10 protein-coding genes are annotated in these 14,098 nt (G+C 73.1%); 6 read left to right on the forward strand and 4 right to left on the reverse strand.

Annotated features, from left to right (window positions below; genetic code table 11):
• Window positions 1-124: 124 nt before the first annotated feature.
• Window positions 125-1,654, reverse strand: coding sequence for an SDR family NAD(P)-dependent oxidoreductase (locus IEQ44_RS08025; protein WP_193637924.1), 1,530 nt, complete (start codon window positions 1,652-1,654; stop codon window positions 125-127).
• Between the two features lie 150 nt (window positions 1,655-1,804).
• Here IEQ44_RS08025 and IEQ44_RS17905 point away from each other — a divergent pair, with 150 nt between their 5' ends.
• The 4 genes from IEQ44_RS17905 (at window position 1,805) to IEQ44_RS08045 (ending at window position 7,022) form a co-directional block, all read left to right on the forward strand.
• Complete coding sequence (locus IEQ44_RS17905; RefSeq protein WP_193637925.1) at window positions 1,805-2,971, forward strand: sensor histidine kinase; 1,167 nt, start codon at window positions 1,805-1,807, stop codon at window positions 2,969-2,971.
• Entirely contained in the window at window positions 2,968-3,654 is a 687-nt protein-coding gene (locus IEQ44_RS08035) for a response regulator (protein ID WP_193637926.1), read from the forward strand. Before IEQ44_RS17905 ends, IEQ44_RS08035 begins: the two co-directional genes overlap by 4 nt.
• A gap of 129 nt (window positions 3,655-3,783) precedes the next feature.
• Window positions 3,784-4,590, forward strand: coding sequence for an ABC transporter ATP-binding protein (locus tag IEQ44_RS08040; RefSeq protein WP_193637927.1), 807 nt, complete (start codon window positions 3,784-3,786; stop codon window positions 4,588-4,590).
• Window positions 4,590-7,022: an ABC transporter permease gene (locus IEQ44_RS08045; RefSeq protein WP_193637928.1), complete on the forward strand. Its 2,433-nt coding sequence runs from the start codon at window positions 4,590-4,592 to the stop codon at window positions 7,020-7,022. The genes IEQ44_RS08040 and IEQ44_RS08045 overlap by 1 nt, the downstream gene beginning before the upstream one ends.
• 86 nt (window positions 7,023-7,108) lie before the next feature.
• On the opposite strand, the gene IEQ44_RS08050 is transcribed toward IEQ44_RS08045, so the two are convergent.
• The 3 genes from IEQ44_RS08050 to IEQ44_RS08060 are packed head-to-tail and all read right to left on the reverse strand — an operon-like array spanning window position 7,109 to window position 10,851.
• A complete protein-coding gene (locus tag IEQ44_RS08050; RefSeq protein WP_227487126.1) occupies window positions 7,109-9,094 on the reverse strand; it encodes an MFS transporter in 1,986 nt (661 codons plus the stop codon).
• Between the two features lie 9 nt (window positions 9,095-9,103).
• Entirely contained in the window at window positions 9,104-10,303 is a 1,200-nt protein-coding gene (locus tag IEQ44_RS08055; protein ID WP_193637929.1) for an aminotransferase class V-fold PLP-dependent enzyme, read from the reverse strand.
• Window positions 10,291-10,851: a hypothetical protein gene (locus tag IEQ44_RS08060; protein WP_193637930.1), complete on the reverse strand. Its 561-nt coding sequence runs from the start codon at window positions 10,849-10,851 to the stop codon at window positions 10,291-10,293. Before IEQ44_RS08060 ends, IEQ44_RS08055 begins: the two co-directional genes overlap by 13 nt.
• Window positions 10,852-11,081: 230 nt before the next feature.
• On the opposite strand from IEQ44_RS08060, the gene IEQ44_RS08065 reads away from it, so the two are divergent.
• On the forward strand, window positions 11,082-12,110 hold the full coding sequence (locus IEQ44_RS08065) for a hypothetical protein (RefSeq protein WP_193637931.1): 1,029 nt from the start codon (window positions 11,082-11,084) through the stop codon (window positions 12,108-12,110).
• A 105-nt stretch (window positions 12,111-12,215) separates the two neighbouring features.
• Window positions 12,216-14,015 carry a DEAD/DEAH box helicase gene (locus IEQ44_RS08070; RefSeq protein WP_193637932.1) on the forward strand — a complete coding sequence of 600 codons (1,800 nt, stop codon included), beginning with the start codon at window positions 12,216-12,218 and terminating at the stop codon, window positions 14,013-14,015.
• Window positions 14,016-14,098 lie beyond the last annotated feature (83 nt).

Raw genomic sequence — 14,098 nt, forward strand, 5'->3', positions numbered from 1 at the left:
GGGCGCCGGCGCCGACGACGTCGAACACCTGGCCCCCCGAGGGATGTGTCCCGGCTCACACTAGGAGCGAGTGCGGGGGCGGCCTATGGGCGCGGCGCCCACACTCCCTGTGCGTCTCCGGGGGTCACCAGGGAGACGGCTTGTAGTCCTTCACGAAGCAGCCGTAGATGTCCTCACCCTGCTCACCCATCACGATCGGGTCGTAGACCCGCGCGGCCCCGTCGACCAGGTCGAGCGGCGCGTGCCAGCCCTCCGCGGCGATCCGCAGCTTCTCGTGGTGCGGCCGCTCGTCGGTGATCCAGCCGGTGTCGACGGCCGTCATCAGGATCTTGTCGGTCTCGAACATCTCGCCCGAGCTGGTGCGCGTCATCATGTTGAGCGCGGCCTTCGCCATGTTGGTGTGCGGGTGGCCCGGCCCCTTGTAGCGGCGCGAGAACTGCCCCTCCATCGCCGAGACGTTGACGACGTACGCCCGCTTCGAGGGCGCCCGGCGGGCGGCCTCGGCGAGCGCGGGGCGCAACCGCGAGACCAGCAGGAAGGGCGCGATCGAGTTGCACAGCTGCACCTCGAGCAGCTCCAGCGGGTCGACCTCGTCGACCGTCTGGGTCCACGAGTTGTTGAGCTGCACGTCGGGAAGCAGCCCGCCGGCGTCGACCGCGGTGCCGGCGACGTGCGCCTCCAGCGAGGCGTTGCCCGCCTTGAGCGCGAGCGCGGTCAGCGACGCGGCGTTGTGGGCGGCCAGCGCCGACTCGGGAGTCTCGCCCTCGTGGTGGGCGACCGCGACGTCGGCCAGGGCGCCGGCGATCGCGGCCGGGTGGGCCTCGGAGATCCGGTCGAAGGCGACCATCTCCGGAAGCGCGATGCCCTCGGGCAGCGGCGCCAGCTCGCCCTCGGTGAGGGGGGCGTACGACCCCGGCGTGCGGCGTACGGTCTGGCAGGCGTTGTTGATGAGGATGTCGAGCGGGCCCGCGGCGGCGACGTCGTCGGCCAGCGAGATCACCTGGGTGGGGTCGCGCAGGTCGATGCCGACCACCTTGAGCCGGTGGATCCAGTCGCCCGAGTCTTCCATCGCGGAGAAGCGGCGCACGGCGTCCTTGGGGAAGCGCGTGGTGATCGTGGTGTGCGCGCCGTCGCGCAGCAGACGCAGCGCGATGTACATGCCGATCTTGGCCCGGCCACCGGTGAGCAGGGCGCGCCTGCCGGTGAGGTCGGTGCCCTGGTCGCGCTTGGCGTGGCTCATCGCCGCGCACTTCGGGCAGAGCCAGTGGTAGAAGGCGTCGACGAGGGTGAAGTCCTCCTTGCAGATGTAGCAGCCCCGCGCGGTGATCAGCTCACCGGCGAAGGCGCCCTGCGCGGTCGAGACCAGCGGGATGCCGGCGGTCTCGTCGTCGATGCGCATCGGCGACCCGGTGGCGGTCTTCTCGATGATGCTCTGGTCGTGGCGTATCCGTTCCTGGCGGATCTCGGCGCGACGCGACTTCTTCACGAGCTTGTACATGTAGGACGCCTCGCGCTTCATGAGGCGTACGTCCGGGTGCTCGGGCCCGAGCGCCGGCAGGGCGCGGAGGACCTTGATCGCGGTCGCCAGCTCGTCGGGGTCGATGCCGTCGACCGGCTGCTGCGGGGTGTCCTGCTCGGGGTGCTGCGCGTTCACCCGCGAATTGTCCCACCGCGCCCGCCGCGGGACGTCATCGTGACCGGTTGCCGAGGCGTACGTCCGTGATGACGTCCGCGGGGTGGGCGGCGGGCAGGGTCCTCCCGCAGGAGGACGCGGCCGTCCGCCCACGCCACCTACGATCGCCCGGTGGAACCCGTGCTGCCCTGGACCCTCGGCCCCCGCGCCCGCCGGTGGTTCGACGCACTCCTCGTCCTGGGGCTCCTCGGACTCAGCACCCTCCACGCCCTGGCCGGCGAGCTGCCCGAGGCCGTCCTCTCCGGCGCGCAGGTCGCGCTGCTGTGGTGGCGCCGCAGCCGCCCCACCCTCGTCTTCGTGGCCGTCGCCGCCGCCTCCGCCACCCAGCTCCTCGTCACCGACCAGCCGATCGTCGGCCAGCTCGCCTTCCCGGTCGCCGCCTACTCGGTCGGACGTTGGGGCAGCCGGTGGGGCCGGCCGGTCAGCCTGGTCGTGATCCTCTGCGCCTGCCTCGTCGCCGCCTGGGCGTGGACGAGCTGGGCGCCCACGACCGCCACCCGGGTCGACAGCATGGTCGCCCCGGCCCTGGCCTGCGCCGGCCTCGCGGTCTCGCCGTGGGCGCTCGGCGTCGCCGGCAGCCAGCGCGACCGCTACGTGCGCGGCCTCGTCGAGCAGGCCGAGCAGACCCGGCGGATGGCCGAGCGCGACGTCGCACTCGCCGCCCAGGACGAGCGCGCCCGGATCGCCCGCGAGATGCACGACGTGGTCGCCCACGGCCTCTCCGTGATCGTGGTCCAGGCCGACGGCGCGCGCTACGCCGCCGCGCAGAACCCCGACGTGGCGGTGACCACGCTCGGCACCATCGCCGACACCGGCCGCTCCTCGCTCGCCGAGATGCGCCGCCTGCTCGGGCTGCTGCGCACCGAGGAGTCGGGCACGCGCCCCCAGCCGAGGCTCGACGACGTGCCGCACCTGGTCGACGAGGCGGTTGCCGCCGGCACCCCGGTCGAGGCCGACCTGCCAGAGGAGTGGCCGACGGTGCCGGAGGGCGTCGGGCTGGCGACCTACCGCGTCGTGCAGGAGGCGCTCACCAACGTCCGCAAGCACGCCGGACCGCAGGCCACGGTGCGGCTGCGCGTCACCGTCGAGCGCGAGGCCGTACGCGTGCACGTCGCCGACGACGGGCGCGGCGCCGCCGGGGACCCCCCGACCGCACCGGACGGGACCGGCCACGGCCTGGTCGGGATGCGCGAACGGGTCGGGGTGCACGGCGGCGAGCTCGACGCCGGACCGGCCGTCGGGGGCGGCTGGGTCGTGGATGCGAGGATCCCGCTGTGACCGCGACCCCCGACCAGGACCCGATCCGGGTCTTCCTGGTCGACGACCAGGAGATGGTGCGGGCCGGCTTCCGGATGCTCGTCGACAGCCAGCCTGACATGGTCGTCGTCGGCGACGCCGGCGACGGCGGCCAGGCCCTCGCCCAGCTCGCCGTCACCGCGGCCGACGTGGTGCTGATGGACGTCCGGATGCCGCGGATGGACGGCGTCGAGGCCACCCGACGCCTCCTCGCCGAGCCGGAACCGCCGCGGGTGATCGTGCTGACCACCTTCGACCTCGACGAGTACGCCTTCGCCGCGATCCGCGCCGGCGCGTCGGCGTTCCTCCTCAAGGACGCGACCCCGCCCGAGCTCCTCGGCGCGATCCGCTCGGTGCAGGCCGGCGACGCCGTCGTGGCGCCCAGCACCACCCGCCGCCTGCTCGACCACTTCGCCGCCCTGCCTGACCCGGCCTTCCCGCAGGCGTCGGCGCACGACGTCCGGCTCGCCGGCCTGACCGAGCGGGAGACCGAGGTGCTCCGCCTGGTCGCCCAGGGCCTGACGAACTCCGAGGTCGCCGCCGAGCTCGTCGTCGCCGAGACCACCGTCAAGACGCACGTCGGGCGCCTGCTGGCCAAGACGGGCTCGCGCGACCGGGTGCAGTTGGTGGTGCTCGCCTACGAGACCGGCCTCGTCACGCCCTGAGCCGGGCTCCGGCCACCGGGCGCCTCCTCCCACGGGAGGACGGCGGGGACGGGCGTACTCCTCCGGGAGGACCGCAGGACCGTCCCGCAGGCCGACGCGCATGCCCCCGTTGGCGACGAGGCTGGAGCCATGAGTACCGCAGCCTTCCCCAGTCCCTCCACCGGCAGCCCGATCGGCAGCCAGACCCCCAGCCCGACCAGCAGCCCGAGTGCCGCCCCGGCCGCCCGCGCGACCGGGCTCACCAAGACCTACGGCCAGGGCGACAACCTCGTCCACGCGCTGCGCGGCGTCGACCTGGAGATCTCGCGCGCCCGGTTCACCGCGATCATGGGGCCCTCGGGCTCCGGCAAGTCGACCCTGATGCACTGCCTCGCCGGCCTCGACGCCGCCACCGCGGGGGAGGTCGAGGTCGCGGGCCGCCGCCTCGCCGGTCTCGACGACACCGCGCTGACCCTCTTCCGCCGCGAGCACATCGGCTTCGTCTTCCAGGCGTTCAACCTGCTGCCGATGCTGACCGCCGGCCAGAACATCCTGCTGCCCCTCGAGCTGGCCGGACGCTCCGTCGACCGTGACCGTTACGACGCCGTGGTCACCCTCCTGGGGCTCGCCGACCGGCTCGGCCACCGCCCCAGCGAGCTCTCCGGCGGGCAGCAGCAGCGCGTCGCCATCGCCCGCGCGCTGGTCTGCGACCCCGACATCGTCTTCGCCGACGAACCCACCGGCAACCTCGACTCCGAGGCCAGCGCCGAGATCCTCGGGCACCTGCGCCGCAGCGTGCACGAGGCCGGCATGACGGTCGTGATGGTGACCCACGAGCTGGAGGCCGCCGCCTACGCCGACGAGGTCGTCGTGCTGCACGACGGCGCCGTCTCCGCTCACCTCGTGGAGCCGACCGTCGACGTGCTCACCGCGGCGCTGCGCCGCCGGGTGGCGTGATGCGCACCGTCCTGCTCGCCTCGCTGCGGCACCACACCCGGCGCTACGTCGCCAGCGCGCTCGCCGTGATCATCGGCGTCGCCTTCATCGTCACCACCGAGGGACTGGCCGGTGCCCTGCGTGACGGCATGACCGCCGACGTGGGCAAGCCCTACGCCGGCGTCGACCATGTGGTCCACACCGACTCCGAGCAGGTCGGGGCGCTGCTCGCCGCCGCCGACCGGGGCGGCTTCGCCGCCGAGCCGGCCGCCATGACCTGGGAGACGCTGCGCCACGACGGCCGCACCCACGACGTCACCGTCGCCACGGCGGCCCGCCACCCCGACCTGCGCTGGCAGGAGCTCCTGGAGGGCCGCCACCCGACGGGTCGCGGGGAGGCGCTGGTCGACGAACGCGTGGTGGCCGCCGAGGTCCTGGCCGTCGGTGACGAGGTCGTCATCGGTCACGGCGAGGCCGCCGTCACCACCACGGTCGTCGGGGTGGCGGCCGCCGCGGTCGGGGTCTCCTCCGACCTCTACCTGCCCTGGCAGGACCTCAGCCGGCTCCAGCCGTGGGTCGACGCGGTGCTGTGGAACGGGCCCCCGGACGTCGCGACGGAGGTGGTCGGCGACGCCGGCGCGGTCAGCACCGCCGACGAGTACGTCGCCGAGCTGCAGTCGCGCATCACCCAGGGCGTCGACGTGATCGCGCTGCTGGTCTCCTTCTTCGCCGCGATCGCCCTCGGCGTCGCCGTCCTGGTCATCGCCAACACCTTCGCCATCCTCTTCGCCCAGCGGGCCCGCGACTTCGCCCTGCTCCGCTGCGTCGGCGTGACCCGCAGGCAGCTGCGGCGCTCGATCCGGCTCGAGGCGCTCGCCCTCGGGGTGGTCTCGTCCGTCCTGGGCGTGGCCCTCGGCGTCGGACTCTCCGTGGTCGCCGCCATCCTTGTCGGGGCCCGGTGGGAGGAGCTCGGGCAGGCTTCCTTCCGTTGGTGGTGGATCGCCGCGGCCATGGTCTTCGGTGTCCTCGTGAGCATCGTCGCGGCCTGGCTGCCCACCCGGGCCGCCACCCGGGTCAGCCCGCTCGCCGCCCTGCGACCGCTCGGGGGCTTCGACGCCCGCAGCGGGGCAGGACGGCTCCGGCTCCTGCTCGGCGTGCTGCTGCTGGCCGGGGGCGGGGTGCTGCTCGCCCAGGCCGCCGAGCGCAGCACCGAGGGGGTCGAGCTGGCGCGCATGGTCGCCGGTGGCGGCGTCTTCTTCGCCGGCGTGCTGCTCCTGGGGCCGGTCGTGGTCCCGGCGCTGGTCCGGCTGCTGGGCCGGTTGGCCGGGTGGGGTCGGGGCGCCTCCGTGGTGCGGCTCGCCACCTCCAACGCGACGCGCAACCCGCGGCGTACGGCCACGGCCACCGCCTCGCTGATGGTCGGCGTGACGCTCACCGTCGCCATGCTCACCGGCCTCGGGGTGATCTCCGCGGCGATCGATGCTGACAACGACGCCAGCCACCCGGTCGACGCGATCATGGTCGCCGACGGCCGCGCGCCCTACGACGACGCGGTCGTCGCCGGCGTGGAGCAGCTCGGGGAGGTCGCCGAGGCCGTCGCCCTGCCGGGCGTGCTGGCCACCGTCGGCGGTCAGCGGGTGCCGGTCGTCGGCATCGGGGCCGGTGCGACCGACGGCGCCGTGGTGCGCGACGACGACTTCGACCCGTTCGGCGACTCCGAGGCCGTGGTCTCGCACCTCGTGGTCGACGCGATGGCGCCGCGCGCGCAGGAGCGCTACTACGAGACCGGGCTGCTGTCGGTGACCGTCGACGGCACCGTCCACCGGGTCCGGGCCGCCTCGGACAACAGCTATGGCCCCGGCCTGCTCGTGCCGGAGGAGACGCTCGCCGAGTGGACGGACGCCCCCGAGACCCGCGCGGTCTGGGTGCGCGCCGTCGACGACGCCGACGCCGGCGACCTGGAGACGGGCTTGGCCCGGGTGGGAGCCGAGGTGGGCAGCAGCCTGGTCGTCGGCTTCGCCGAGCGGGCCTGGGTCGAGACCCAGATGAAGGTCCTCACCGGGGCCGCGCTGGGGCTGCTGTCGGTCGGCGTCGTCATCGCCCTCATCGGCATCGTCAACACCCTCGGCCTGTCGGTGCTGGAGCGGACCCGGGAGAACGCGCTGCTCCGCGCCATGGGCCTGACCCGCAGCCAGCTGCGCCGGGTGCTCGCGGTCGAGGGCGCGCTGCTGGCGGGCGTGGCGTCGCTGCTGGGCGTCGCGGTGGGCCTGCTCTTCGCCTGGGTGGGCGTGAAGGTGATGGTCGTCGGGCTGGTGGAGCACTCGTTCGCCGTGCCCGTGCCGGCGCTGCTCGCGATCCTCGCGGCGGCGGGCGTCCTCGGGACGGCGGCCAGCGTGCTGCCGGCCCGTCAGGCGACCCGGGTCTCCCCGGCGGCCGGGCTGACCGCGGACTGAGGCGGCGCTGGGGCACGGCGTCATACGGGGCCGGCGGCGTCATGCGGAGGGGGTGCTGGGTGGCTCGCTCCGCATGACGTCGTCGGTCAGGCGGGAGCGTCGTTGGTCTCGCGCAGCAGCTCCAGGTCGACGGCGACCGACTCGGCCGTCACCGTGACCTTCCTGGCCCGTGACTCGCCGGTTTCCGGCAGCGCCGCCGCGACCAGGTAGACCCCGGCCGGGGGAAGCGCGAACTCGAACGCGCCACGGTCGTCGGTCGTGGTGTGACCGGTGTGCTCGCCCGTGCCCTCGAACATCGTCACCGTGGCTCCGACAGCGGGTGCACCCTGAAGGGTCACGGTGCCGTGCACGGTGAGTCGGTCGGCGAGCACCACCTCCACCACGGCCTCCTCGCCGGCCAGGTCGGTGACGGTGACCCTGGGCGCCCACCCGCGGGCGGTGGCCACCATGAGGTAGCGGCCGTCATGGGGATAGGCCAGGGCGAAGTGGCCGTCAAAGTCGGGACGCGCCCAGTCGACCTGCTGGCCGTCGGGCCGGGTGAGCACGACGGTGCCGAGCACCTGCTCGTGGCGCGGCGTGCCCAGCACGATGCGGCCCGCCACGACCTTCTCGGTGCCTCGTCCGGGCTCCGGCACGCTGCCGACGCCGCCGCCGGTCGGGATGAATGCGGCCACCACGGCCGCGACCGCCCCGAAGAGACCGCAGAGCAGGAAGCCGATCGAGTAGGCCTCGGTCGACGGCACCGGCACCCTCGCCCCGTCGACCACGGCCGTGGTGGTGAGGGTCGCGAAGAGGGCTGCGGTGCCGGCGCTGGCCGTCGCCATGCCGACCGCCCGCATCAGGGAGTTGATGCCGTTGGCCGACGCCGTCTCGGTGATCGGCACCGCCGACATGATCAGCGCCGGCATGGCCGCGAACGCGATGGCCGCCCCCAGGCCGGTGAGGGTGGAGAGCACGACGACCTGCCACAGCGCCTCGTCGCCGAGCGGGCGCGCCAGGTAGGAGACAGCCACCACCAGCGCCCCGACGATCAGGGTCACCCGGCCCCCGAGGCGGTTGAGCATCAGGCCGGACACGGGGGCGAAGGCCACCATCGCCAGCCCGGAGGGGGCCATCAGCAGGCCGGCCGTCATCACCGAGACGCCGAAGCCGTGGCCGGTGGAGACCGGGGCTTCCAGGAAGGGGATGGTCAGCAGGCCGTTGGCCATCATGCCCATCGTCACCAGCACCGAGGCGATGTTGGTCAGCAGCACCGGGCGGCTGGCCGTGGTGCGCAGGTCGACCATCGGCTCGCTGCGGCGCAGCTGCATCGGCACCCAGAGCGCGAACGTCACGACGCCGGCCGTTGCGAGCAACACGGTCGGCGTCGAGACCCAGCCCCACACGGTGCCCTTCGAGATCACCAGCATCACCGCCGTGAGCCCCATGGAGAGCACCACGGCACCGACGAGGTCGAAGCTGCCGGGGCTGCGTACGGGCGACTCCGGCACGAATCGCATGACGGCCAGCAGGATCGTGGCCGTCACGGCTGCCGAGACCCAGAAGATCGAGGCCCACCCGATGCTGTCGTAGAGGAAGCCCGAGAGCGGGAGGCCCAGACCACCGCCGATGCCGAGGGTGGCGCTCATGAGGGCGATGCCGAATCCGACGCGCTCCTTCGGCAGTTCGTCGCGCAGGATCGAGATCCCGATGGGGATGACGGCCGCCGCCAACCCCTGCAGCGCCCGGCCGGTCAGGGCCAGGGCCAGGCTCGTGGTCAGCGCGAGCAACAGCGAGCCCGCCAGCATCAGGCTGAGGGCGAGCATGATCATCCGTCGCTTGCCGTACATGTCGGCCAGCTTGGTGACGATCGGGGTGGCTACCGCGCCCGCCAGCAACGTGATGGTCAGCAGCCACGACCCGGTGTCCACGGTGGTGCCGAAGATCGACGGCATGTGCGGCACCAGCGGGACGACCAGCGTCTGCTGGAGGGCCACGGCCATGCCGGCCGCCGCGAGCACCGCGATGACCAGACCACTGCGTCCGGGTTCGGTGACGGTCCGGTCATCGGCCGGGGACGGGGTCTGGCTCATCACCGCGTTCTACCAGACGGCCGCGGCCCTCTCGATCCCGGTGAGCATCTCCTCGACCTCGTCGTCGTCCATCGCCCACGGCGAGAAGCGCAGGATGTCGCCCCGCACGATGAAGTGGAAGCGTTCGCGACGCAACCCCTCGACGAGCCGGGCGAGGCGGTCGGGCGCGGGCCGCAGGGCGATGATCGGGCTGACCGGGTCGACCGTGGTCGGCACCGGCTGCAACCCCAGGGAGACGAGGTGGTCGGCGAGCAGCGCCCGGACGCCCATCGCGGCCGCGTGCACCCGGTCGACGCCGACCTGCGACATCGCATGGGCGGCGGCGCCGGTGGTGACGGCGGCGATCAGCGGGGGCGTACCGGCCTCGAGCAGCGCCACGTCGTCGCGCAACGGGGCGGTGGGGTCGAACCAGATCGCCGCCTCCGCCGCCTGGACGATGTCGATGCTGGAGGCGCCGTACGCCGGTGGCGTGAGGCGCCGGACCAGCTCCGGGGTGAAGGCGGCCACCGCGATCCCGACGGGCCCGAGCAGCCACTTGTGGGCCGAGGCGTAGGCCGCGTCGGCCAGCGCGACGGCCTGCGTGACGTCGGCGATGCCGAGGTGCTGGCTCACGTCGACCAGCAGCAGTGCCCCGACCTCGTCGCAGGCATGACGCAGGGCGTACAGGTCGGTGGCAGAGCCGTCGAAGCTCTGGATCGAGGAGACCGTCACCACGGCGGTGCGCTCGGTGACCTGCTCCAGGAGCAGGCCGGTGTCCCACCGCTCGTCGAGAGGCGGCTGCACCCGCACCAGCTCGGCGCCGACCTCGCGGGCCCGCACGTGCCAGGCGCGGATGTTGGAGCCGTACTCCACGTCCCAGGTGAGCACCTCGTCGCCGGCGGCCAACGGCACCGAGCGCGACAGCATCGTGACGACGCTGGAGACGCTGGGCTGGAAGGAGAGCAGGCCCGGCAGGGTGCCCATCAGGGTCGCGACCCGAGCGCGGGACTCGGCGTACAGGTCGAGCAGGGTGTCGCGCCCGGAGTAGCCACCGGTGTGGTGGGCGTCCACCAGGAGCCGCATGGTCTCGTGGGCGGAGACGCCGAGCGGGCCGGCGCCGGCCACGTTGAGCTGCCGGGGCAGGTTGGTGGCCCCGACCATCGCCCGCACCGGCGACGGCGTCGTCCCGCGCTCCGCGGCGTCGGGGGCCCCGGGGCCTAGTCGGTCCACACGCCGGCCGTTCGCAGGCTCGCCCGCACCTGGGTGAGGGCCTCGGGGTGCGGGGTCAGGTCGACGAAGCTGGTGGTGGTGCCGACGACGTCGCCCTGCCCGATCTGCGCGGAGTACTCGACGCGCAGCAGCGAGGGGTGGCGGTGGGCGGTGCGGGCCGCGGTCAACGTCATCGTGAGGTCGATGTCCTGGTGGTCGCGCACCGGACGGTTGTGGCGCATGGTGTGGTCGCGCACCCAGACCTCGAACGCCTTCTGCTCGAGGCCGGCGAGCCAGTGGGTGTGGATGACGACCAGCTGGCCGGCCATCCGGAAGCACGTGGGGGCGGTGAGGTGGAAGCCGCCGACGTCCTCCGGTGAGAGACCGAACTCGTCGAGGCGCAGCCGCCCGGCCGCGGCCGACGGGGTGAGGGTGATTCCGGTCAGGGAGAACTTGTCCTGGTGGACGCCGTCGGTCAGGTAGTCCGACATCAGGGGCGTCACGGCCTGCAGGTCAGTCTCGGGGGCCGTGCGCGGGGCAGGCACGGTGATGGGGGCGAAGATCGTCACGATCAGGTCCTCGTTGCTGACGGGGGAAGGTCAAGCCCGGACGCTAGTCAGTCACTCCTGTCACGGGCATCACCCCAATCGGTGACCTCACCGAAGGAGCTCGGGGGGTTCTTGTGACGCCCGACACGCCAAATGGGGTATGGACGCACTCGATCCGCCTCCTCCTCAACCCCTATTGTGGTGAGGGCGCACGGGGCCGGTGGCCCTCCGCGCTCCGGGAGGACATGTTCATGGGGGAACACGAACGCAACGGGCTGGCTGAGGGTGGCATCGAGGGTGTCGGTCCGGTCGGCGAGGTCGTCGACGGCCAGGGATTCGCGCGCGACTTCCGCGCGCTGCTGGCTGCTCGCCGCTCGTCGCTGCGTGGGCTCTCGCTGCACCTGACCGAGCGCGGCGTACACGTGAGTACGCCCCTGCTCGCCGCCTGGCGGTCCGGCACGGCAGCCCCTGCGGGCGTCGACCACCTCACCGCCGTCCGGGTGCTCGAGGAGGTGCTGACCGCGCCCGCGGGCCACCTGTCGCGCTGGGTCGACCCGACCGCGACCCCGCGGCGCCTCGGTGAGCAGCGTCAGCCCGCGTCGTCGTCCCCGGTCGTCACCGACCTCGCCGCCGACCGCGCACCCGGTCCGGACGGCGACCTCCTCGCCGTCGAGGAGGTCGGTGGCTCTCGCGACGCCCGCGCCGCGGCCGCCGTCGACCGGGCCCGCACGGCCCTCGGCCTCGAACGCACCGGGCAGCTCGTCGAGCGCAGCGTCGACCTGGTGCTCGAGCTCGACGCCCGGGGCGTGGAGCGCCGGATCACCCAGCGCACGGAGTGGGTCGCCCAGGTCGACGGCGTCGACACCTTTCCCGCCGTGCTGATCACCGCCTCCCCCAGCCGGAGTCGGGCCCGGGTGGAGCCGGTGAGTGGTTGCCGCCTCGGACCCACCTACTCCGACCTCGCCGACGGCGTCTTCGCCGCGGCCCTGGTGCTGCCCGTGCCGCTGCGGGCCCAGGAGAGCGTGACCACGGTGCACCGCACCCACCTGCCCGAGGACGTCGCTCCCGACACCGTCTACGAGCACCGGCTCCTGCACCGCGCCGAGCGGATCAGTGTGGCCGTGGTCTTCGACCCCGAGCACGCCCCGAGCACCTGGCAGGGGTTCAGCCGTGACGACGTGGAGGAGCGCGCCGGTGAGGTGGTGCCCCAGGGGGGCGTCGCGCGGGTGGCCCGCGACGACTTCGGTCCGGGCGTGGTGGGGCTCCGCTGGACGTGGTGACGGCTGCACCGGGATGCGCGTGACGGCCGGCGCTCGGCTGCGGGTGACCGATGTCGCGTAGGTGAGAAATCTTGCTCGCTCGCCGCGGGCGACTACCGTGGAGCCATGAGTGACTCTGCGCCTGGCCCTGCCGTCGACACCACGGAGGGCGAGGCAGCCCTCACCTTCGCCGACCTCGGCCTCGACCCCAAGGTCCTCAAGGCGATCACGGCGGTCGGCTACGAGACCCCCTCGCCGATCCAGGCAGCCACGATCCCCACCCTGCTCGAGGGCCGCGACGTCGTCGGCCTCGCCCAGACCGGCACCGGCAAGACGGCCGCCTTCGCGCTGCCGATCCTCTCCAACCTCGACCTGTCGCAGAAGACGCCGCAGGCGCTGGTGCTTGCCCCGACCCGCGAGCTCGCGCTCCAGGTCTCGGAGGCGTTCGAGCGCTACTCCGCCAAGCTGCCCGGCGTCCGGGTGCTGCCGGTCTACGGCGGCCAGGGCTACGGCGTGCAGCTCTCCGCGCTGCGCCGTGGCGTGCACGTCGTGGTCGGCACCCCGGGCCGGATCATGGACCACCTGGAGAAGGGCACGCTCGACCTGAGCGAGCTGAAGTTCCTGGTGCTCGACGAGGCCGACGAGATGCTCAAGATGGGCTTCGCCGAGGACGTCGAGACGATCCTGGCCGACACCCCTGACACCAAGCAGGTCGCGCTCTTCTCCGCGACGATGCCGGCCCAGATCCGCCGCATCTCGAAGAAGCACCTCAACGACCCGGCCGAGGTCACGGTCAAGACGAAGACGACCACGTCGGCCAACATCACCCAGCGCTACCTGATGGTCAGCTATCCGCAGAAGGTCGACGCGCTGACCCGTATCCTCGAGGTCGAGAACTTCGAGGCGATGATCATCTTCGTGCGCACCAAGCAGGTCACCGAGGTGCTCGCCGAGAAGCTGCGCGCCCGCGGCTACAACGCCGCCGCGATCAACGGCGACGTCGCCCAGGTGCAGCGCGAGCGCACCATCAACCAGCTGCGCGACGCCAAGCTCGACATCCTCGTCGCCACCGACGTCGCCGCCCGCGGCCTCGACGTCGAGCGGATCAGCCACGTCGTCAACTTCGACATCCCCACCGACACCGAGTCCTACGTGCACCGCATCGGCCGCACCGGCCGCGCCGGGCGTACGGGTGACTCGATCGCCTTCGTCACCCCGCGTGAGCGCCACCTGTTGCGCGCGATCGAGAAGGCCACCCGCCAGCCGCTGACCCAGATGCAGCTGCCGAGCGTCGACGACGTCAACCAGACGCGTCTCTCCCGCTTCGACGACGCCATCACCGCGGCGCTGGCCGAGGGCGACAAGATCGAGTTCTTCCGCGACGTCGTCAAGCACTACGTCGCCGAGTACGACGTGCCCGAGGTCGACGTGGCTGCCGCCCTGGTCTCGGTCATGCAGGGCGACCAGCCGCTGCTGCTCGACCCCAAGCAGGAGGTGCTGCACACGCCGCGCGAGCGCGACGACCGTGGCGGCGACCGCCGCGACCGTGGCGGGCGTCCCGAGCGTGGCGAGCGCCGCGACCGTGCTCCGCGCCAGCAGCGCGACGACCTCGTCACCTACCGCATCTCGGTCGGCAAGCGCCACAAGGTCGAGCCCCGCCAGATCGTCGGCGCGCTCGCCAACGAGGGGGGCCTGGGCCGCAGCGACTTCGGCCGCATCGACATCCGGATGGACCACTCGCTGGTCGACCTTCCCGCCAACCTCCCGGCCGACGCCTGGGACAAGCTGCGCGACACCCGCATCTCCGGCAAGCTCATCGAGCTCGCCAAGGACAACGGTCCCAAGCGCGACGGCGGCTACAAGAAGCGCGAGGGCGGCTACGACAAGCGCGAGGGCGGCTACAAGAAGCCCCGCCACAAGGGCTGACCCCCCTCGCCCTCACGGGCGTTGTCGGGTGAGCCTGTCTACTCAGGTGCCGGCCCCGCATCCCGTGTTGGGATGGGCCGGTC

The sequence above is a fragment of the Nocardioides malaquae genome (assembly GCF_015070385.1).
Taxonomy (GTDB): Bacteria; Actinomycetota; Actinomycetes; order Propionibacteriales; family Nocardioidaceae; genus Nocardioides; species Nocardioides malaquae.